The sequence below is a fragment of the Rhizobium sp. BR 315 genome (assembly GCF_050577975.1).
Classification (GTDB): Bacteria; Pseudomonadota; Alphaproteobacteria; order Rhizobiales; family Rhizobiaceae; genus Rhizobium; species Rhizobium miluonense.
Map to the genome: position 1 here is coordinate 71048 of NZ_JARWKZ010000005.1, position 18752 is coordinate 89799.

The window sequence follows — 18752 nt, forward strand, 5'->3', positions numbered from 1 at the left end:
GGGCCTGGACTACTATCGTCCACCACCCGAGGAGAGACATCATGAAGACTCTGAGTTTCCTGGCCGCGCTGGCTGCGGCATCGGCCTTTGCCACAGCCGTTTTCGCCGCAGCACCCGTCAAGACGGTCGAAAGCGCCAAGGGCAAGGTCCTTGCCGGCGAAAACGGCAAGACGCTCTATACCTTCAAGAACGACAAGGCTGGCGAGTCCAATTGCAACGACGATTGCGCAAAAGCCTGGCCGCCGTTCATGGCCGATGGCAAAGCCAAGGCAGAGGGTGCATATTCGATCATTACCCGCAAGGACGGAATGAAACAGTGGGCAAAGGACGGCATGCCGCTCTACTTCTTCGTCAAGGACGCAAAGTCCGGTGATATCGCCGGCGACGGCTTCAAGGGCCTCTGGAATGCCGCACGGCCCTGATCGGACCGAAAACGGCGCGGCGGGAGCCTCCCCCGCGCCGGATGGTTTCGAGGCGGAGGTGCTGGCGCTCCTCCCCTCGCTGCGACGCTATTCGCGCAGCCTCACCCGTTCGGATGCCGATGGCGAAGACTTGCTTCAGGATTGTGTTGAGAAGGTTCTGACTCGGCGCAGCCAATGGCGCGGGCTGAACCTGCGCGGCTGGGTGCTCACCATCATGACCAATCTCTATCGCAACGGACTGCGCCAGCAGGGCAACCGCAGCTTCGTCGATATCGATGAAAACAGCCACTTGTCCACAGCCGAAACCGACAATGATCCACTGCAACGGTCACGCCTGGAAACGGCCCTGGACAGCCTCGGCGAAGACTATCGCGCCGTGCTGATGCTCGTCGTCGTCGAAGGCTACAGCTATCAGGATGTCGCGGAAATGCTCGATATCCCGATCGGCACCGTAATGTCGCGCCTATCGCGCGCCCGTCAGAAGATGACCAGCCTGCTGAATACAGACAATATTGTCACGCTTCGGAGACCAAGATGAACGAAAACAACCCGACCGTGACCGAAGCGGACCTTCATGCCTTTGCCGATGGTTTACTGCCGCCGGAAAAGCAGGCGGAATTGAAAGTATGGCTGACCGAAAATCCCGAAGACGCCGCTGCCGTTGCGGCTTGGCAGGCGCAGAACAATGAAATCCGGGCCATGTTCTCCCCCTATGCCGCATCGAAGGACAGCGACGCGGACCTCATTTCCAGAAGCGGAAGCACATCCACTGTTCAGGCGTTTCCAGCACGACCAAGCCGCAGACTGATGATGCTCGCCGCCTCGCTGACGCTATTCGTCGCCGGCGCGGCAGCAGGCCATTTCGGCCTTGATCTTTTCGCACAACCCGAATTGCAAATGACCGCCATCGAGGCCTTGCCGCAGCAGGCGCATTCAGCCTTCGTCGTCTATGCCAGCGATGTCCGCCATCCGGTCGAAGTAGGCGCGGATCAGGAGGCGCATCTCGCCACCTGGCTCGGCAAGCGCATGAACATTGCCGGCCTCAAGGTGCCTAGCCTGCAAAAGCTGGGCTTTCAGCTGGTCGGTGGCCGGCTGCTGCCGATCAACGGCACGCCAGGCGCCCTGTTTATGTATGAAAATGCCAGCGGCCAGCGCCTGACCGTGTTGGTGGGGCGTAATAGTGGAAACACCACGACGAGCTTCCGCTTTGCCAGCAACGACGCCGTCGAAACCTTCTACTGGATCGATGGCCATCTCGGCTATGCCGTCACCGGCGAGATCTCACGCGATATGCTGCGGCAAGTAGCGGACGAGTGCTACAAGCAGTTCTCGTCTTAGCCTATTAAGAGCGCTGAAGCGTTTCCGCGAATTGCCTTAGCGCTGCGGATCGTTTTCCAGCGCGATCGGCTTTCCGTGCGGCGTTGCCTCCGCCGCGCGTTGCCAGCTTTTCTGAAGAGCCAGGATCGCATCGGCATCGGCAATGCCCTTCGCCACAAGCAGGCCAGACAACGCCGCCACCCAGCAATCGAAATAGTCGCTGCCGTCAGGTGCGCAACCTGGCTTGTGCAACTCGGCCGACAGCCGCTCCGCCCATTCGCTCCAGGCAAACAAGCCCTTCTCATGGAGGTGAACGGTCATAGCAAAAGCGTCCGCCGCCCAGGGCTCTGGAAAGACCGGCTCGCCATCGGTAGACTTCGGCAACCCCGGCGATTGCGCCAGAGACGATGCGACCTCACACGCGCTCAAGATAGCTCTCCCAAGCGTCGATCGAAACCGTCAGCGAGGGATCGGATCCCTCACCCCATATCTCGGCGCCGTCAAAGACCACCGTATAGACCCATTGCGGATTTTCGCCGCGGCCATGGGCGTTGTCGTCGGGGAACACGAACGAGCCCTGCACGGCCTCGACAACACCCCTCTTGGCGCGGGCGTAGCGCGGCAATCTGGTGTGGCCGGTCGGATTGAAATTCTTCGTCCGCACATGATCGCCGACGGCGAAAAGCGGTGTGGTATCGACCGGCCGGTCGCAAGGACCACCTTTGGTCAAAACGCCATCGACCATATCCGCCTTCAAAACCCGCTTCGGCACCCTGCCCTGCTCAAGCGAGTGACCGGTGCGTAGCTCCTCGGCCGTGGCGAAACCGTGCCGCTCCAGCAGCGTATCGACGGCACGAGTCCAGATTTCGTAGTAGCTGGCGCCAAGATAGCTGGCCGGCGGAATGTTTTCGCGCGCATGCCGGCTTTCATCGATGTTCCAGGCGCCGAAGGCGCCGCAGGAAAGCGTGATGCCGAGCGCACGCTTTTCCCATTCCGCATGAAAATAGGGCTCGTTCGGCTCCGGGGCGACCGGACCGAAGCCCATCTGACCGCCGAGATCGTGTGGACCGTTCATAGCGCTGCCTCCGGCGCGTTAGCGAGCGCAGTTCCGATCATGGCATCGCGGCTGACGAGATCCGCCAGCGCCGCCTCGTCCATGCCTTCCGAACCAGCCGGCCGCTCAGGAATCACCAGGTAGCGAAGTTCCGCCGTCGAATCCCATACGCGGATCTTGGTTTCCTGTGGCAATGTCAGGCCGAATTCGGCCAGCACGCCGCGCGGGTCGATCACCGCACGCGACCGATAGGCCGGCGCCTTGTACCAAACGGGCGGCAGCCCGAGCACGGCCCACGGGTAGCAGGAGCAAAGCGTGCAGACGATCAGATTATGCGTTTGCGGCGTGTTGAACACCGCGCGCATATGCTCACCCTGACGGCCGGTAAAGCCGAGGCTTGCAATGGCCGCTGTCGCGTCGCGCCGCAACCAGTCGGCAAACTCTGGATCGCTCCAGGCCTTCGCCACCACGTGCGCGCCATTGCGCGGCCCGACCTTCGTCTCATAGGTTTCGACGATACGGTCGATCGCCGCCGGGTCGATCAGCCCCTTTTCCGTCAGCAGCGTCTCGAGCGCCTTCACGCGCGCCTGCATGTCGGAATAATGGTTGTCGTGGTGATGGTGATGATCGTCTTCATCATGCGAGTGTCCGTGGGACATGGCCGTCTCCTATCGCTTGCCGATTACTTTAGCATCGGCCAGAGACTGAGCACCAGCAGGACGGCCATGGTTATGTTGAACCATTTGAGCCGAACGGGATCGGCCAGCCAGTCGCGCAGCGCCGAGCCGAAGCCGGCCCAGGTCGACACGCTGGGCACGTTCACGGCGGCAAATGCCAGCCCGACGAGAAGGACGCTGAAGAGATAGAGTTGCTCGTTGGTATAGGTCGCCATGGCGGTAACGGCCATCACCCAAGCCTTGGGATTGACCCATTGGAACGCGGCAGCGCTCATGAAGCTCATCGGCTGCGCAGAATCCTCGCTTTCTGTCAGGCTGCGCGAAGTGCCGATCTTCCAGGCGATCCAGACGAGATAGACGCCGCCCGCGAATTTCAGCACGGTGTAGAGCAGCGGCACAGTATGCAGCACAGCCCCCAGGCCCAGGCCTACGCCGAGCAGCAGCGACAGAAAGCCGACGCCGATGCCAAGCATGTGCGGAATGGTACGCCGAAAGCCAAAGTTCACGCCCGAAGCAAACAGCATCATGTTGTTCGGCCCAGGGGTGATCGAGGTTGTGAATGCAAAAAGTAAGAGAGCCAGAAATGTATCCAGCGCCATAATGCCTCCTTGGACACCGTACGTGACGAGGGGCGGCATCCAAAATTCTTCTCATGATACGGTTCGTGCACGCCAACTACGGCGACGCATGGTCGAGCCGACATTAGTTCGCAGGCAATACTAAAGCCATAGGACGATTGTCACGGTGACATCAAGGTCGCCGATTGCAATCCCGTGGAATGAACCTATCCTTCCCTCTGTAAAGCGAGGACATGCCATGCGAGAGCCCATCCCGACAGTCACCCTCCCCTCCGGCATTGCCGTTCCCGCGCTTGGTCAGGGGACCTGGAACATGGGGGAGAGTGCCGCCAAGGCCAGAGACGAGATCACCAGCCTAAAAACCGGCCTCGATCTCGGCATGACGCTGATCGACACGGCAGAAATGTATGCCGACGGCGGCTCGGAGGAGATAGTCGGCAAGGCGATCGAAGGACGGCGCGACGAGGTCTTTCTGGTCAGCAAGGTCTACCCCGCCAATGCAAGCCGCAAGGGCGCAGTCGAAGCCTGCGAACGCAGTCTGAGGCGCCTGAACACCGATCGCATCGATCTCTATCTGCTGCATTGGCGCGGAAACTACCCCCTCGAAGAGACCGTGGAGGCTTTCGAAGGACTGAAGGCAGCAGGCAAGATCGAGGCCTGGGGCGTCTCGAATTTCGACGTTGATGATATCGATGAGCTGCTTTCCGTGCCGAATGGCGGCAATGTCGCCGCCAATCAGGTGCTCTACAATCTTGGCCGGCGCGGCATCGAATACGATCTGCTGCCCTGGTGCCAGGACCGCAGCATTCCGATCATGGCCTATTCGCCGATCGAGCAAGGCCGCCTGCTCCATCATCCCGAGCTGATCCGCATTGCCAAGACCTATCAGGCCACGCCAGCCCAGATCGCTCTCGCCTTCCTGCTGGAACGCGACGGCGTGATATCGATTCCGAAATCATCGAATGCGCAGCGTGTCGAGGAGAACCGTGACTCCATAGATGTCGACATGACCGATGAGGATTGGGCCATCCTCGACGCCGCCTTCCCGCCGCCATCGCGAAAGAAATCATTGGAAATGCTGTAGGTTCAGGCAGCGGCCTTCTGCTGCGCAACAATCAGCTCGATTGCCCGGAAGACATCGATCTCCTGCCAATCAGCAGGATCGCGATAGGTGGGATAGAGCGAAAAGGCGGCCGCGGCGATCTGGTCGACAGTCCGCCGCTTCGTCCGACGCCCGGCAAGCGTAGCCTTGGTGTAGACGCCGAAATGATCCTCGGTCACGCCCCAGCCTGCATAGAAGGGGGCGGCATAGCAGCGAACCGGAATACCGCGCAGCAGCGCATCGAAACCGAACTGGCTCGAGACCGTCCAGACCTCGTCGACGACATCTAGTATCGACGCTACCGACACTTCATCGTCAAGAAGGATTGCATCGCCTTTTGATGCATCATCTGTAAGATACCCCTTACGAAGTCCGGCCATCACATCCGGATGGGTTCGGATCAGGCATTGCGCGCCGCTTGCCAGTCCTTCCGTAAGCATCCGCTCGAAGGAAGCTGGCGAGCCAAGTGCTCTGCCGACCGAAACATCACCAACGACCTGATCGACCAAAAGGATGCGACGCTTTGCCGTCCGCTCGATACGAGGCGGTTGATGAGGAAGATGATTGTATTTCGAAAGCTTGTTGAGAACGATCTGCTCTCGGATGGTGCGGCCGAGATCGCCAGCCTCCTCGGTGCCTTCTATGAGACGCTCAAGCCGCGACGGTCGGCCTGCATCGACAGGTAGGCCGAGATCGTCGATGACGATGGAAAGCGGAACGGCGCCGGCCTTGCCGAGCCCCATGGACCGCAGAAAGCCATCTTCCAAATGCCAATGCCGTAGTTGACGAAACCGCGCAATCCTGGCCGCCGTCTTGGCAGGTGCGCGGCCGCCCCAGGAGACGACACCGCCTATGCCTGGAGAAAGGATCGACGCCAGCTTCTGCGAACCGAAATAATGTCCGAGCCAGGGAAAATCGCCGCGCACGAAGAACGCCGCGCCAAGGCGCATGTCCGCCGGCGGATGCCACGGCTTTTCACCGAGATCAGGCAAAACCTCGCCAGCAACGATTGCCACCTTCTACCCCCGCTGCAAATAGAGCCGACAATCCGGACCGGGCATCGCAGAAATTAAGCGACGCCCGCGAGCCGGTCAACGATGCAGCTCTTACATTCCCTGCGAGCCGCGGTTCATCGCTGCAATGCCGGTGCGGCAGACTTCGATGAGGCCGAGCGGCTTGATGATGGCGATGAACTGATCGATCTTCGAAGACTTGCCGGTGATTTCGAGAATGAAGTGCTCGACGGTCGCATCCACCACCTTGGCATGGAAGGCATCGGCCAGCCGCAGCGTTTCGGCGCGGGTCTCGCCGCTTCCCGTGACCTTCAGCAGCGCCACTTCGCGCTCGATCGGCCGTTCCTGGCCAAGTTCGCGGGCACGCACCGTGAGATCGACGACGCGGTGAACGGGAACAATACGCTCCAGCTGGGCCTTGATCTGCTCCAGCACCTGCGGCGTGCCGCGGGTTACGACGGTGATGCGCGACAGATGCGCCTGATGCTCGGTCTCAGAGACGGTCAGGCTTTCGATGTTGTAGCCCCGGCCGGAGAAGAGGCCGATGACGCGGGCGAGAACGCCGGGCTCGTTGTCGACGAGTACCGAAAGCGTATGGCTCTCGGCCGCCGCGGTTTCCGGCGAAATGAAATAGGCTGAGCCCGTGGGTTGAAGGTGTGCGTTCATTATTCCTGTTCCGTTTCCTCGGTTTTGTTCGGTATGCCAGCGAGATCGGCCGAGGCGCGGCTCCCGCCGCGCCCCTGGCTATCGATCAAACCAGCTGGCGACCCTTGGCGTCGATGGCGTTGGCAACGGCCTCATCGGTCGCTTCGTCCGGCAATAGCATCTCATTATGCGCCTTGCCCGAGGGGATCATCGGGAAGCAGTTGGCGAGATTGGCGACGCGGCAATCGAAAATGACCGGCTTGTTGACGTCGATCATCTCCTGGATGGCGGCATCGAGATCGCCCGGCTTCTCGCAACGCAGGCCGACTGCGCCATAGGCCTCGGCCAGCTTGACGAAATCGGGCATCGCTTCCGTATAGGAGTTCGACAGGCGGTTGCCATGCAGCAACTGCTGCCACTGACGAACCATGCCCATATACTGGTTGTTCAGGATGAAGATCTTGATCGGCGCGTTATGCTGAATCGCCGCCGACATTTCCTGAATGCACATCTGGATCGAGGCATCGCCGGCAATATCGATGACCAGGCTTTCCGGATGAGCGATCTGCACGCCGAGCGCGGCCGGCAGGCCGTAGCCCATGGTGCCGAGGCCGCCCGAGGTCATCCAGCGGTTCGGCTGTTCGAAACCGTAGAACTGTGCCGCCCACATCTGGTGCTGGCCGACTTCCGTCGTGATGTAGGTGTCGCGATGCTTGGTCAGCTCATAGAGACGCTGGATCGCATATTGCGGCATGATGACGTCATCGCTCGGCTTGTAGGCGAACGAATTGCGCGCACGCCAGCGAGTGATGCTGGTCCACCAATCGCCGAGGCGGTCGGCGGCCGGCTTCTGCGGCAGCGCCCGCCACAGGCGGACCATATCTTCCAGAACATTGCCGACATCGCCGAGGATGCCGATATCGACGTGAACGTTCTTGTTGATCGAGGAAGGATCGATGTCGATGTGGATCTTCTTCGAATTCGGCGAGAAGGCATTGAGGCGGCCGGTAATGCGGTCGTCGAAGCGCGCGCCGATACAGACCATGACATCGCAATCATGCATCGCCATGTTGGCTTCGTAAGAACCATGCATGCCGAGCATGCCGAGCCAGTTCTTGCCCGAAGCCGGATAGGCGCCGAGACCCATCAGCGTTGAAGTGATCGGGAAACCTGTCAGCTCGACGAGTTCGCGCAGCAGCCTGGAAGCTTCCGGACCGGAGTTGACGACACCGCCGCCGGAATAGATGACCGGCTGGCGTGCATTCTTCATCAGTTCGATCGCCTGGGTGATCTTGTTGAGATCGCCCTGAACCTTTGGCTGGTAGCTCTTCTGGGCGTCATGCGCTTCCGGCGGCGTATAGGTGCCGGTGGCGAACTGAACGTCCTTCGGGATGTCGACGACAACAGGACCAGGACGGCCGGTCTGCGCGATGCGGAAGGCTTCATGAATAACGGCGGCCAGCTGGTTGACGTCCTTGACCAGCCAGTTGTGCTTGGTGCAGGGCCTGGTGATGCCGACCGTATCGCATTCCTGGAAAGCGTCCGAGCCGATCAGCGACGTCGGAACCTGACCCGTCAGGCAGACGAGCGGGATCGAGTCCATCAAGGCATCCTGCAGCGGCGTGACGGCATTGGTCGCGCCCGGACCGGAAGTAACCAGCATGACGCCGACCTTGCCGGTGGAGCGGGCATAGCCTTCGGCCGCATGGCCGGCGCCCTGTTCGTGGCGAACCAGAATATGCTGGATGTCGTCCTGCTGGAAGATCTCGTCGTAGATCGGAAGCACCGCGCCGCCCGGATAACCGAAGATGTGTTCGACGCCGTTGTCCTTGAGCGCCTGCAACACGATCTCCGCGCCTGTCATTCGATTGCCGCTCGCCTGATTATCTGTGCCGGTCATACGTTTGTTCCGCTGTCTGCTGGAGGTTTGGGAAGATGAAATCTCGATTTCGGGCATAAAAAAAGGCCCCTCGGGGAGCCTGCCATCTAGCGCATGGGTGGCTGTCGCCGGATGGTTACACCATCCTGCCCATGCGCCTTCCCACCACGATAAGAATAATCGAGTTTTTCATGGGCCGAAGTGATAGACAGAAAATTTCGAAGCGTCAACGCGTGAAGCAATAAAAAATCGCGCTCGCCCCTATACCAGATAAAAAGCGCCTATTGCCGACAGGGTTTTGTTAAGCCGCACTCCCTATGCTTTACCATCTAACGCTTGGGGTAGCCGTTTGCTCAACAACGATCTGCAGACATCAGGCAAAGCGGGAGATCTTGATCGCCGCGATAAGCTAAAGCCGGGAAATCGCTTCCTCGGCCGCGTCGTCGCGTGCAATGGCTCGAGAGCGACGATCGCAGCCGTTGCCGAAGCTGGCGGCACCGACCTGACCGAACTCTGGTCTGTCGGAAAGCTGATCTCCATCAGCGTCGGGAAGAACCGCGTCGCCGCCCTTGTCTATTCCATGAACACCGAAAGCGTCGGCTGGGGCGAAGGGCAGGACAACCTCTTCCGCATCGAAGTGGAATTGCTGGGCGAGGTTCGGGTCGAGCCGGACGGCCGTGAAGAATTTTCCAGCGGCATTTCCGCCTATCCCTATCTCGGCGCCATCGCGCACCGCATCCGCGCCAGCGACCTCATGCGTATCTTCGATGCCGGCAAGGGCGACAGCTGCGTCGTCGGCAAGCTGACGCAGGACGAAAGCATCGACGCCTCCATCCATATTCCATCGATGCTGTCGAAGCATTTCGCCGTCGTCGGTTCGACCGGCGTCGGCAAGTCGACCGCCGTTTCGCTGCTATTGCACAAAGCGATAAGCGCCGATCCGAAACTGCGCGTGCTGATCCTCGACCCGCACAACGAATTTGCCGCCGCCTTTCCCCGCCATGCCGTCGTTATCGATACGGATACGCTTGACCTCCCCTTCTGGTTGATGCGGCTCGAAGAGTTCGGTGAAGTCGTCTTTCGCGGTCGCCCGGCGATACCGGAAGAGCTCGACGCCCTGCGCGATCTTATTCCCGAAGCCAAACGCGCCTTTAGGGGCAGCGATTCCGCATTGATGCGACGCCAGACCGAAAGGGCCTCGGTGACGGCCGATACGCCGCTCCCTTATCGCATGGCCGATCTGCTGGCGCTGATCGACGAGCGCATCGGCCGGCTGGAAGGCCGTCAGGAAAAGCCACATCTGCGCTCGCTTAAGATGCGCATCATCTCCGCGATCAACGATCCGCGCTATCACTTCATGTTCTCCAACAACACGATCACCGATACGATCACGGAGACCATCGCCAAGATCTTCCGCATTCCCGGCGACGGCAAACCGATCTGCACCTTTCAGCTTGCCGGAATCCCGTCCGAAGTCATCAATTCCGTAGCCTCGGTTCTCTGCCGCATGGCGTTCGAACTGGCGCTCTGGAGCGACGGCGCAATCCACATGCTGGTCGTCTGCGAAGAAGCGCATCGCTACATTCCCGCCGATCAGAGCCTCGGCTTCTTCCCGACGCGGCAAGCGATCGCCCGCATCGCCAAGGAAGGGCGAAAGTACGGCGTGTCGCTTGGCATCATCACCCAGCGTCCCGGCGAACTCGACCAGACGATCCTGTCGCAATGCTCGACGCTCTTTGCGATGCGTCTTGCCAACGACCACGACCAGGAAATCATCCGCTCGGCCATACCGAACTCCTCGATCTCGACGACCAGCTTCCTGTCGTCGATCGGCAATGGCGAAGCCATCGCCTTCGGCGCGGCCATTGCCGTGCCGATGCGCATGCGCTTCTCTCGCGTCAATGAGCACCTGCTGCCGAAAGCGACCGGCAGCGTGGCGAAGGTCAGCGACGAGTCGCCGGATACCGTCGACCTGCGCACGATCGTCAACCGTATGCGCGCGATTTCCGGCCCCGATATCGGCTCCCTGCAGCAAAGCTACGGCGCTGCCAGCGAGGCACTCGCCAATATCAGGAACGATCCTGATGATATGCCGGTCGAGCAGCCCGCATGGCGCCCGGCGGAAGCACAGGCGCCGCTGAACGAACCCTATCGACCGGATATGCTGCCCCGTGCCGCCGCCCCACAGACTGCCGCACCGGTACAGACGTCGATCGACAGCAGGCTTGCCGAACTGCGCCGCGAATTCCGCAGCAGCGACCCGGCAATCCCACGCACCGTCCCTGCAAGGGAGGAGGTACCTGCGCCGCCAAGGCGGGAACCTGGCCTCTCACTGCGGGACAGCCTTTTGAAGAAGCCGCTGGGCAGTCTTTACGACAAGGACTGACGCCGCAAATCAGGGGCTGAGCCGTTCCCAGCTTTCGTCCATCTGATTGCGAAACCAGGTCATCTGCCGCTTGGCATATTGTCGGGTCGCAGCCGCTCCGGTTTCGAGAACTTCATCGCGCGTCATCTCGCCTTTCAGCATGGCGGCGATCTGCGACACGCCGATCGCCTTCATGACCGGCATATCCGGTGACAATTCCTGCGCCAGCAGGGATCGAACCTCGTCTTCCGCGCCCATCGCCAGCATTTTCTCAAAGCGGCCGTTGATGCGCTGATGCAGCACCTCACGGTCGGGCAGCACGACGATCTTCCGCGCGCGGTCGGGATCGATCACGACAGGGCCTTGCTTGCCCTGATAGGCCGCGATGGATTGGCCGGTCGCTTCGATCACCTCCAGCGCACGAACGATACGCTGGCCATCCTGGCGGTTGAGGCTTTCCGCAACCGAAGCATCTCGATCAGCCAGTTCGCAATGCAGAACTTCTGCCCCTTCCGCCAGGAGCCGCGCACGCAGGCGGTCGCGAATCTCGGCGGGAATGGCGGGCATATCTGAGAGGCCGCCTGCCAGCGCCTTGAAATAAAGGCCTGTCCCGCCAACGAAAACGGGCAATCGCCCATGCTCGCGCAAGCGCTCGACAAGTTCGGTAGCCTCGCGCAGCCAGGCGCCTGTGGAGTAAGCCTGCCCCGCAGGGACATGACCATAAAGATGGTGCGGAATGTCCTCCATATCCTCTTCGGAAGGCCGGGCGGTCAGGACGCGTAGAGTATCGTAGACCTGCATACTATCGGCATTGATGACCACGCCATCGTGTGAACGCGCCAATTCGACCGCAAGCGCGGACTTGCCGCTCGCTGTCGGCCCGGTTATCAGGATCGCGTCGATATTGCTCATAAGGTTTCTGCTCATGACCTTCGTTGCCACGCTTATTGCCAATCCGTCAAACCCCGTTCTTGCTCCGGCGATAGCCGAACAGGCAGCGGAAGCCATCAGAGCCTCAGGACTTTACTGGCTGGCCGACGGCATTGCCTGCGATATCGCGCTGCGCGACGATACGGATCTACAAGCCGCAGAAGCCGACATCCTGACCGTGATCAGCAGCAAGCCGATCGATCTCGTCATTCAGCAAGCGGAAACCCGCCGCAAGAAGCTGCTGATCGCCGACATGGACTCGACCATGATCGGCCAGGAATGCATCGATGAACTGGCAGCCGAGGTCGGCCTCAAGGAGAAAGTCGCCGATATCACTGCGCGCGCGATGAACGGCGCGATCGCCTTCGAGCCGGCTCTGCGCGAGCGCGTCGCTCTGCTGAAGGGACTGCCACTTTCCGTTGTTGACGAGGTTATTGCAAAGCGCATCACGCTGACGCCGGGCGGTCCTGAACTGATCGCCACCATGAAGGCGAAGGGCTATTACACCGCCCTCGTCTCGGGCGGCTTTACCGTTTTCACCAGCCGCATCGCAGCGACGCTAGGCTTCGATGAAAACCGAGCCAACATCCTGCTGGAGGAAAGCGGCCTGCTGACTGGCTTCGTCAAGGAGCCCATTCTCGGCAAGCAGGCCAAGGTCGATGCCTTGAACGAGATTGCCGAAGAACTCGGCATTTCCACCGACGACGCTATAGCCGTCGGCGACGGCGCCAACGATCTTGGCATGCTGCAGCTTGCCGGCTCCGGCGTTGCGCTGCATGCCAAGCCAACGGTCTCCGCTCAGGCCAGAATGCGTATCGACCATGGCGACCTCACCGCCCTGCTCTACATCCAGGGCTATCGCAAGACGGACTTCATCAAACCGTAGAACGGCGCAAACCGCCGGATCGGGGCCACAGATGATCATCACCGAAACCGACCGACTCATCATCCGCAACTGGCGCGAGACGGACCGCGACCTGGCCTACGAGATCAATTCCGACGAGACCGTCATGGAGTTCTTCCCCTTCCGCCGCAACCGCAAGGAAGCGGACGCCTTCTTCGACCGCGTTCACTCGATGATCACGGAAACCGGATTTGGGCTCTACGCGCTGGAGCTGAAGGAAGGCGGCGAGGCAATCGGCTATTGCGGGCTGATGAGGACGGATCACCTCGAACCGGCCATTCCGGCGGGAACGATCGAGATCGGCTGGCGGCTGGTGACGCGACAATGGGGTAAGGGACTGGTCAGCGAGGCGGCGCGCGCTTTGCTGGCTTATGGCTTCGAAAAGCTCGGTCTGAACGAGATCGTTTCCTTCGCCGTGCATAATAATGTCAGATCGACCGCCGTGATGGAGCGGATCGGCCTGCATCGTGTCGAGGGCGGCGATTTCGATCATCCCAATGTGCCGGACACTCACCCTCATCTCAAACGCCACGTTCTCTATCGGCTGACTGCTGCCGAGTGGCGCTCAAAGCAATGACCCCTATCGAAACACTGCGACTGATCCTGCGGCCATGCTTGGATGAGGATCGCGAGCTGTTCTATGAGCTCAGCGCCGATCCGGCCGTGCTTGAGTTCTTCCCCTTCCGCCGCAGCCGCGAGGATGCAGACGCCATCTTCGCCATGATCCAGGACATGACGCCTGAACCCGGCTTCGACCTTCTCGTCATGGTCTTGAAGCACAGCGGCGAGACAATCGGGTTCTGCGGGCTATCGAAATTGCAGCTCGCGCCCATTCTGCCGCAGGATGTCGTGGAGATCGGCTGGCGAATCTCAGCACGCCATTGGAACAATGGCTATGCGACCGAATCCGGCTTGGCCCTTCTGCACCAAGCCTTCACCATCCTAGAGATCAAAGAAATCCTGTCGATTGCGGTGCATGACAACAGGCGCGCACTTTCAGCGATGGCCAAGATCGGCATGCAGCCCGATCCGGGCTGCGATTTCGACCATCCTCAAATTCCGGAGACGCATCCGCATCTGAAGCGCCACGTCGTCTATCGCCTGAGTGCCGCCGAATGGCGTGCAGAGCAGGCCGGACAGGCGACGCGCTGAATTCCTATTCCAGCGGAACGGCGATAAAGCGCAAGTCACCGTTCGGAGACGCGATCATCATCTGCGCGTTGCGGCGTCCCTCACGCTTCAGCGAAGATACCTTGTCCGATGCAGCACCGGGCGTCTGAACGAATTCCTGCGCGACCTCGACGACGACATCGCCCGGCTTCAGACCCTTTTCGGCCGCTGCAGAACCCGGCGCGACTTCCGTAATGACGACACCGTCGACGCTGTCGGCAATGCCGAAGCTCTTGCGGTTTTCGGCGGTCAGCTTTGCAAGCTTCATCCCGAGCAAGGCCGAGCTCGCCTGGGTTTGCGGTTGCGCCTGCGGCGACTGCTGCGGATTGCTGCCCTGGTCCTGTCCGTCCATGCCGTCATTGTCGTCATCACCCTCGTCGGGATTGATGACCCCGTCATGCTTGCCATTGCCATCCGGCGCGAGCTGCGGATGCTTTCCCTTGTCGCTGCTTGCCGCTGCGGCCTGGTTGCTGTCCTCCAGCCGGCCAAGCGTCACCTTGACGGTCTGCTCCTTGCCGTCGCGGAAGATGGCGACATCCACTTCCTTGCCGACCGAGCTTTCAGCAACGATGCGCAACAGGTCGCGCGTCTCATCCACCTCTTTGCCGTCAAACTTCAGGATGACGTCACCCGCCTTGATAGTGCCGTTGTCGACGGGGCCGCCCTTGATGACGCCGGCCACGAGCGCGCCTTTCGCGCTGCCAAGACCGAGGCTGTTGGCAACATCATCCGTGACCGGCTGGATGCGCACGCCGAGCCAGCCGCGGCGGGTCTCACCGAAATTCTTCAGCTGATTGACGACGCCTTCCGCCAATTCCGACGGAACGGCAAAGCCGATGCCGATCGAACCGCCGCTCGGAGAGATGATGGCGGTATTGATACCGATCACCTCGCCCTTCATGTTGAAGAGCGGGCCGCCGGAGTTGCCCTTGTTGATCGCCGCATCCGTCTGGATAAAATTGTCGTAAGGGCCGGCATTGATATTGCGCCCACGCGCCGAGACGATCCCGATGGTCACGGAACCGCCGAGGCCGAAAGGATTGCCGATCGCCATCACCCAATCGCCGATCCGCATCTTGGAGGAGTCGCCGAACTTGACCGCCGTCAGCGGATGCTTCGGCTCGACCTTGAGCACCGACAGATCGGTCTTCGTGTCCGTTCCGATCAGCTTGGCCTTCAGCTTGGTGCCGTTCGGAAAAATCGCCTCGATATCGTCGGCGCCTTCGATGACGTGGTTGTTGGTGACGATATAGCCGGCGGGATCGATGACAAAGCCAGAGCCGAGCGAGCTCACCTTGCGGTTGCGATCGTCGTCTTTCTTGTTGTTGAAGAAATCGTTGAATTCATCCTGGTAGGGCGAATTATCCGGCAGCTTCGGCGTCGCCGGCCCGTTTCCCTCATCCTTTACCTTCTGCGACGTGGAGATGTTGACGACGGCGTCGAGCAGGCCGGAGGCCAGATCGGCGACCGAGGCCGGGCCTGCATTCAGCGTCGGGTTCATTGTCACCGTCGGTGAGGTCGCTGGCGGCGTCTGGATGTTGGAGGTTGCCGGCACCTGAGCGCCGGCCGCCGCACCGCTATTTTGTACCTGAGCGAAAGCCTGTCCTGCACTCCCCACAACCGGGCCGGCAATCAAAGCTATGCTGGCCAGCAAAGCGCAGGAACGTCTGAAAGGCAGGCGATTGATCGGGGCCATCAGGCATCCTCATTGAGAAAGGGAAATCTTGTATAAGCATCAACATAAGGCGGAATGATGAAGCGTGAAATCACCTTTTTGCGATATCCCCGAACCTCGATCCGACCGCTGGATTCATCGCAAGTGTGACGCTGTTTCGCAAAAGAAAAAGGGCCGCCGTGAGGCAGCCCTTTGATTTCTTTCGGTCGACGCATCAATTTGCCGGTGTCGCCGGATTGGCGAGTGCCGGTGCGCCGGCAGGACTATCGAAGAACTTGAAGAAGTCCGATTTGTTCGGCGGAAGGACCAGCGTCTTGCCGCCGGAGCCAAGCGCCTTGTTATAGGCGGCCATCGAACGATAGAACTCGTAGAAGTTGGGATCACGCTTCGAGGCATCGGCGAAGATGGCGTTGCGCTCGGCTTCGCCCTGACCACGCAGAACTTCCGAGTCCTTTCGCGCATCCGCGACGATCTCGACAACCTGACGGTCTGCGATCGCGCGGCGGCGCTGGCCTTCTTCGTTACCTCTGGCGCGGATCAGTTCCGCCTCCGCCAGACGCTCGGCCTTCATGCGGTCGTAGGTGTTTTGCGACACTTCCTGGGACAGGTCTGTGCGGCGAATGCGAACATCCTCGATATTGAGACCAAGCGTCTCCGCATCGCGATGCAGATCGTCACGCACTTCGGTCATCATGGAGGCGCGTTCGTTGGAGAGCGCCGCTTCGAAACCGCGCAGACCGTAGACACGGCGCAGCGAGGCGTCGAGGCGGGTTCTCAGACGCGATTCCGCAGCGTCCCGATCGCCCGACACCGTCTCGCGGAACTTGCGGGCGTCGGTGATCTTGTAGATCACAAAGGCATCGACCTCATAGAACTTGCCGCCCGAAACCTGGACACGGATATTGTCCAGATCGAAACGAAGCTCCTGCTGCTGGATGTACTGCACGCGGTCGGCATCCATAAAGGCGAAAGGCAGCTTGAAATAGAGGCCCGGCTCGGTCTTGACCGCGCGGATCTGACCGAAACGCAGAACGATGGCCTGCTCGCGGGCATTGACCACGAACACTGACGAGTAGATGAGCAACAGCACCACCGCGAGCGCGATGAGAATAGTTGGCAAACGGCTGGACGTCATTATTTGGCCTCCGGCTGAGTTGCGGTAGCGGGCTTGCTCGCCTGCGGATTGGACTGCTTGCCGACTTCATTGAGCGGCAGGTAGGGAACGACGCCCTGCTTGTCGTCGATGATGACGCTGTTGGAATTGCCGATGACGGCCTCCATGGTTTCAAGGAACAGCCGCTTGCGGGTGACTTCCGGCGCCTTGACGTATTCGTCGTAGATCGAGATGAAGCGCTGCGCCTCACCCTGTGCTTCCTTCACGACGCGATCCTTGTAGGCGGCCGCCTCTTCGCGGATCTGCGCCGCACGGCCGCGGGCCTGACCAAGCTGCTGGTTGGCGTATTGATTGGCCTCTTCCACCTGCTGATCTTCGTTCTGCTCGGCGCGCTGCACTTCTTCGAATGCATCGGCCACTTCCCGTGGCGGCGAGACATCCTCGATCGGCACGGCATTGATGGAGATGCCGGCGCCATAGCGATCCATCGTGTCCTGGATGATATTTCGGACCTGAACGGCAATTTCCTGGCGGTTATCGCGATAGATGTCCTGCGCAGGACGACGTCCGACGATTTCGCGCATGGCGCTTTCAGATACCTGCTGCAGCGTCTCGTCCGGGCTTTCGATCTTGAAAAGATAGGATTGCGGATTGGTTACCGTATAGAGAACCGAAAACTGCACGTTGACGATGTTCTGATCGCCCGTCAGCATCAGGCCGTTGGTCGAACCGGCGCTCGAACGGCTGCCGATATTGCGCTGTTGCTCGGTGACCTTGACGAACTCGATGCGATCCACCGGCCAGAAATGGAAGTGCAGGCCAGGCATCGAAACTTCCTCGCGCGGCTTGCCGAAACGCAATTCCACGCCGCGCTCGTCCGGCTGTACCGTATAGATACACTGGATCAGCCAGAAAATGCCGATAATCGCAGCAATGATGAAGAAGACACCAGCATTGAAGCCGCCAGGGACGAAGCCCTTCAGGCGGTCCTGGCCACGGCGAATAATATCCTCGAGATCCGGAGGCCCTCCATTGCCGCTTCCGCGCGGCCGGTTCGGTCCTTGCCCCCAAGGTCCCTGGTTATTTCCACCGCCGCCGCCGCCCCATGGGCCACCGCCGCCGCCATTCTGATTGCTCCAAGGCATCAAAACCTCTTTGTTTGTTGACTCCCAGCATCGCGCCGAACCCGCAAAATTCGCGGGTAGCAGCGATTGTTTCCCGTTATAGGTATCGACGCACCTGCTTTCAACGCAACTTCAGGAAGTTCGGCGGATTAACTGGAAAAAATTTGTTTTTTGGGGACAGCTTTTACGCTTTTCGCCTGACATAGACAACGAAACGCGTCGCATAGCTGTCCTTCTCGCCAGCCGGCACGGCAAGCTCGCTTTCGACTTGCCAGAGGGCTGGGTCGATAGCCGGAAAGGAAGTGTCTCCATCCACATCCGTTTCGACATGCGTGACCAGCAAACGGTCTGCCAGGACGATCGACTGACGATAGATTTCACCACCGCCGAGAATGCAGATTTCGTCAGCATCGCTCTCCGCCGCAAGCCGGGAAGCGACATCGATAGCCTCGTCAAGCGAATGCGCCGCCGTGACCCCTTCCGCCGAAAACCCTGCATCGCGTGTGATGATGATATTCGGCCGGCCGGGCAGTGGTCTGCCGATCGATTGAAAGGTCTTGCGTCCCATGATGACGGGTTTGCCGAGCGTCATCGCCTTGAACCGCTTGAGATCGGACGACAGCCGCCAGGGCATGTCACCGTCACGCCCGATGATGCCGTTGCGCGATACGGCAACGACGATGGTTTTGATCGGTTGGCTCATGCTTCTCCCTCGGACAAAAGTCGTCATAGCCGACACGAATCGGGAGACGATACGGTCATACGATAGTCGCGACACGAGAT

The 18752-nt window shown here is 60.3% G+C and carries 20 protein-coding genes; 8 read left to right on the plus strand and 12 right to left on the minus strand.

All coding sequences use genetic code 11. The features are described 5' to 3' along the window. Positions 1-41: 41 nt before the first annotated feature. From QD409_RS08090 to QD409_RS08100, 3 genes are read left to right on the plus strand one after another with little or no spacing between them, the layout of a single operon-like run. Positions 42-422 (plus strand): COG4315 family predicted lipoprotein, encoded by a 381-nt coding sequence (locus QD409_RS08090; RefSeq protein WP_430762379.1) that lies wholly within the window; start codon positions 42-44, stop codon positions 420-422. After that, positions 406-960: an RNA polymerase sigma factor gene (locus tag QD409_RS08095; protein WP_430762380.1), complete on the plus strand. Its 555-nt coding sequence runs from the start codon at positions 406-408 to the stop codon at positions 958-960. Before QD409_RS08090 ends, QD409_RS08095 begins: the two co-directional genes overlap by 17 nt. Further along, complete coding sequence (locus QD409_RS08100) at positions 957-1760, plus strand: anti-sigma factor family protein (protein ID WP_430762381.1); 804 nt, start codon at positions 957-959, stop codon at positions 1758-1760. The genes QD409_RS08095 and QD409_RS08100 overlap by 4 nt, the downstream gene beginning before the upstream one ends. Positions 1761-1796: 36 nt before the next feature. On the opposite strand, the gene QD409_RS08105 is transcribed toward QD409_RS08100, so the two are convergent. Genes QD409_RS08105 through QD409_RS08120 form a run of 4 tightly spaced genes read right to left on the minus strand, consistent with a single transcriptional unit; the run spans position 1797 to position 4069 of the window. Then, positions 1797-2168, minus strand: a complete 372-nt coding sequence (locus QD409_RS08105; protein WP_430762382.1) for a nitrile hydratase accessory protein — start codon at positions 2166-2168, stop codon at positions 1797-1799. After that, positions 2155-2814 (minus strand): nitrile hydratase subunit beta, encoded by a 660-nt coding sequence (gene nthB / locus QD409_RS08110; protein ID WP_430762383.1) that lies wholly within the window; start codon positions 2812-2814, stop codon positions 2155-2157. The genes QD409_RS08105 and nthB overlap by 14 nt, the downstream gene beginning before the upstream one ends. After that, positions 2811-3452, minus strand: coding sequence for a nitrile hydratase subunit alpha (nthA, locus tag QD409_RS08115; protein ID WP_430762384.1), 642 nt, complete (start codon positions 3450-3452; stop codon positions 2811-2813). The genes nthB and nthA overlap by 4 nt, the downstream gene beginning before the upstream one ends. A 23-nt stretch (positions 3453-3475) precedes the next feature. Then, positions 3476-4069 (minus strand): LysE family translocator, encoded by a 594-nt coding sequence (locus QD409_RS08120; protein ID WP_430762385.1) that lies wholly within the window; start codon positions 4067-4069, stop codon positions 3476-3478. A gap of 217 nt (positions 4070-4286) precedes the next feature. Here QD409_RS08120 and QD409_RS08125 point away from each other — a divergent pair, with 217 nt between their 5' ends. After that, positions 4287-5132 carry an aldo/keto reductase gene (locus tag QD409_RS08125; RefSeq protein ID WP_430762386.1) on the plus strand — a complete coding sequence of 282 codons (846 nt, stop codon included), beginning with the start codon at positions 4287-4289 and terminating at the stop codon, positions 5130-5132. Between the two features lie 2 nt (positions 5133-5134). On the opposite strand, the gene QD409_RS08130 is transcribed toward QD409_RS08125, so the two are convergent. The 3 genes from QD409_RS08130 to QD409_RS08140 form a co-directional block, all read right to left on the minus strand. Further along, positions 5135-6166: a capsular biosynthesis protein gene (locus QD409_RS08130; RefSeq protein ID WP_430762387.1), complete on the minus strand. Its 1032-nt coding sequence runs from the start codon at positions 6164-6166 to the stop codon at positions 5135-5137. Between the two features lie 90 nt (positions 6167-6256). Then, on the minus strand, positions 6257-6829 hold the full coding sequence (gene ilvN / locus QD409_RS08135) for an acetolactate synthase small subunit (protein WP_047633834.1): 573 nt from the start codon (positions 6827-6829) through the stop codon (positions 6257-6259). Between the two features lie 85 nt (positions 6830-6914). Then, the gene (locus QD409_RS08140) at positions 6915-8708 is read right to left on the minus strand and encodes an acetolactate synthase 3 large subunit (protein ID WP_092855397.1); all 1794 of its coding nucleotides are present in this window, start codon (positions 8706-8708) and stop codon (positions 6915-6917) included. A 328-nt stretch (positions 8709-9036) separates the two neighbouring features. On the opposite strand from QD409_RS08140, the gene QD409_RS08145 reads away from it, so the two are divergent. Next, positions 9037-11073 (plus strand): ATP-binding protein, encoded by a 2037-nt coding sequence (locus QD409_RS08145; RefSeq protein ID WP_092855395.1) that lies wholly within the window; start codon positions 9037-9039, stop codon positions 11071-11073. 9 nt (positions 11074-11082) lie between these two features. Here the strand turns inward: QD409_RS08145 and miaA are convergent, their stop codons facing one another. Further along, positions 11083-11979 (minus strand): tRNA (adenosine(37)-N6)-dimethylallyltransferase MiaA, encoded by an 897-nt coding sequence (miaA, locus tag QD409_RS08150; RefSeq protein WP_092855393.1) that lies wholly within the window; start codon positions 11977-11979, stop codon positions 11083-11085. Between miaA and serB the strand changes: the two genes are divergently transcribed. Genes serB through QD409_RS08165 form a run of 3 tightly spaced genes read left to right on the plus strand, consistent with a single transcriptional unit; the run spans position 11978 to position 14038 of the window. Further along, a complete protein-coding gene (serB, locus tag QD409_RS08155) occupies positions 11978-12868 on the plus strand; it encodes a phosphoserine phosphatase SerB (protein ID WP_430762388.1) in 891 nt (296 codons plus the stop codon). The two genes, miaA and serB, sit on opposite strands and share 2 nt — an antisense overlap. A 31-nt stretch (positions 12869-12899) precedes the next feature. Next, complete coding sequence (locus tag QD409_RS08160) at positions 12900-13463, plus strand: GNAT family N-acetyltransferase (protein ID WP_092855389.1); 564 nt, start codon at positions 12900-12902, stop codon at positions 13461-13463. Further along, positions 13460-14038: a GNAT family N-acetyltransferase gene (locus QD409_RS08165; protein ID WP_430762389.1), complete on the plus strand. Its 579-nt coding sequence runs from the start codon at positions 13460-13462 to the stop codon at positions 14036-14038. The genes QD409_RS08160 and QD409_RS08165 overlap by 4 nt, the downstream gene beginning before the upstream one ends. A 4-nt stretch (positions 14039-14042) precedes the next feature. On the opposite strand, the gene QD409_RS08170 is transcribed toward QD409_RS08165, so the two are convergent. The 4 genes from QD409_RS08170 to QD409_RS08185 all read right to left on the minus strand — a co-directional run bounded on the left by QD409_RS08170 (position 14043) and on the right by QD409_RS08185 (position 18672). Beyond that, positions 14043-15752: a Do family serine endopeptidase gene (locus tag QD409_RS08170; RefSeq protein WP_092855385.1), complete on the minus strand. Its 1710-nt coding sequence runs from the start codon at positions 15750-15752 to the stop codon at positions 14043-14045. A 193-nt stretch (positions 15753-15945) separates the two neighbouring features. Beyond that, entirely contained in the window at positions 15946-16866 is a 921-nt protein-coding gene (gene hflC / locus QD409_RS08175; protein ID WP_092853320.1) for a protease modulator HflC, read from the minus strand. After that, positions 16866-17990: an FtsH protease activity modulator HflK gene (gene hflK, locus QD409_RS08180; protein ID WP_092853318.1), complete on the minus strand. Its 1125-nt coding sequence runs from the start codon at positions 17988-17990 to the stop codon at positions 16866-16868. The genes hflC and hflK overlap by 1 nt, the downstream gene beginning before the upstream one ends. Positions 17991-18153: 163 nt before the next feature. Then, positions 18154-18672, minus strand: coding sequence for a dihydrofolate reductase (locus tag QD409_RS08185; protein WP_092853316.1), 519 nt, complete (start codon positions 18670-18672; stop codon positions 18154-18156). Between the last annotated feature and the right edge of the window lie 80 nt (positions 18673-18752).

Bases quoted from the DNA above. Each gene is read 5' to 3' on its own strand.
- QD409_RS08090 (WP_430762379.1), top strand. From the start codon at position 42: ATGAAGACTCTGAGTTTCCTGGCCGCGCTGGCTGCGGCATCGGCCTTT.
- QD409_RS08095 (WP_430762380.1), top strand. From the start codon at position 406: ATGCCGCACGGCCCTGATCGGACCGAAAACGGCGCGGCGGGAGCCTCC.
- QD409_RS08100 (WP_430762381.1), top strand. From the start codon at position 957: ATGAACGAAAACAACCCGACCGTGACCGAAGCGGACCTTCATGCCTTT.
- nthB (WP_430762383.1), bottom strand. From the start codon at position 2,814: ATGAACGGTCCACACGATCTCGGCGGTCAGATGGGCTTCGGTCCGGTC.
- nthA (WP_430762384.1), bottom strand. From the start codon at position 3,452: ATGTCCCACGGACACTCGCATGATGAAGACGATCATCACCATCACCAC.
- QD409_RS08120 (WP_430762385.1), bottom strand. From the start codon at position 4,069: ATGGCGCTGGATACATTTCTGGCTCTCTTACTTTTTGCATTCACAACC.
- QD409_RS08125 (WP_430762386.1), top strand. From the start codon at position 4,287: ATGCGAGAGCCCATCCCGACAGTCACCCTCCCCTCCGGCATTGCCGTT.
- ilvN (WP_047633834.1), bottom strand. From the start codon at position 6,829: ATGAACGCACACCTTCAACCCACGGGCTCAGCCTATTTCATTTCGCCG.
- QD409_RS08140 (WP_092855397.1), bottom strand. From the start codon at position 8,708: ATGACCGGCACAGATAATCAGGCGAGCGGCAATCGAATGACAGGCGCG.
- serB (WP_430762388.1), top strand. From the start codon at position 11,978: ATGACCTTCGTTGCCACGCTTATTGCCAATCCGTCAAACCCCGTTCTT.
- miaA (WP_092855393.1), bottom strand. From the start codon at position 11,979: ATGAGCAGAAACCTTATGAGCAATATCGACGCGATCCTGATAACCGGG.
- QD409_RS08160 (WP_092855389.1), top strand. From the start codon at position 12,900: ATGATCATCACCGAAACCGACCGACTCATCATCCGCAACTGGCGCGAG.
- QD409_RS08165 (WP_430762389.1), top strand. From the start codon at position 13,460: ATGACCCCTATCGAAACACTGCGACTGATCCTGCGGCCATGCTTGGAT.
- QD409_RS08170 (WP_092855385.1), bottom strand. From the start codon at position 15,752: ATGGCCCCGATCAATCGCCTGCCTTTCAGACGTTCCTGCGCTTTGCTG.
- hflC (WP_092853320.1), bottom strand. From the start codon at position 16,866: ATGACGTCCAGCCGTTTGCCAACTATTCTCATCGCGCTCGCGGTGGTG.
- hflK (WP_092853318.1), bottom strand. From the start codon at position 17,990: ATGCCTTGGAGCAATCAGAATGGCGGCGGCGGTGGCCCATGGGGCGGC.
- QD409_RS08185 (WP_092853316.1), bottom strand. From the start codon at position 18,672: ATGAGCCAACCGATCAAAACCATCGTCGTTGCCGTATCGCGCAACGGC.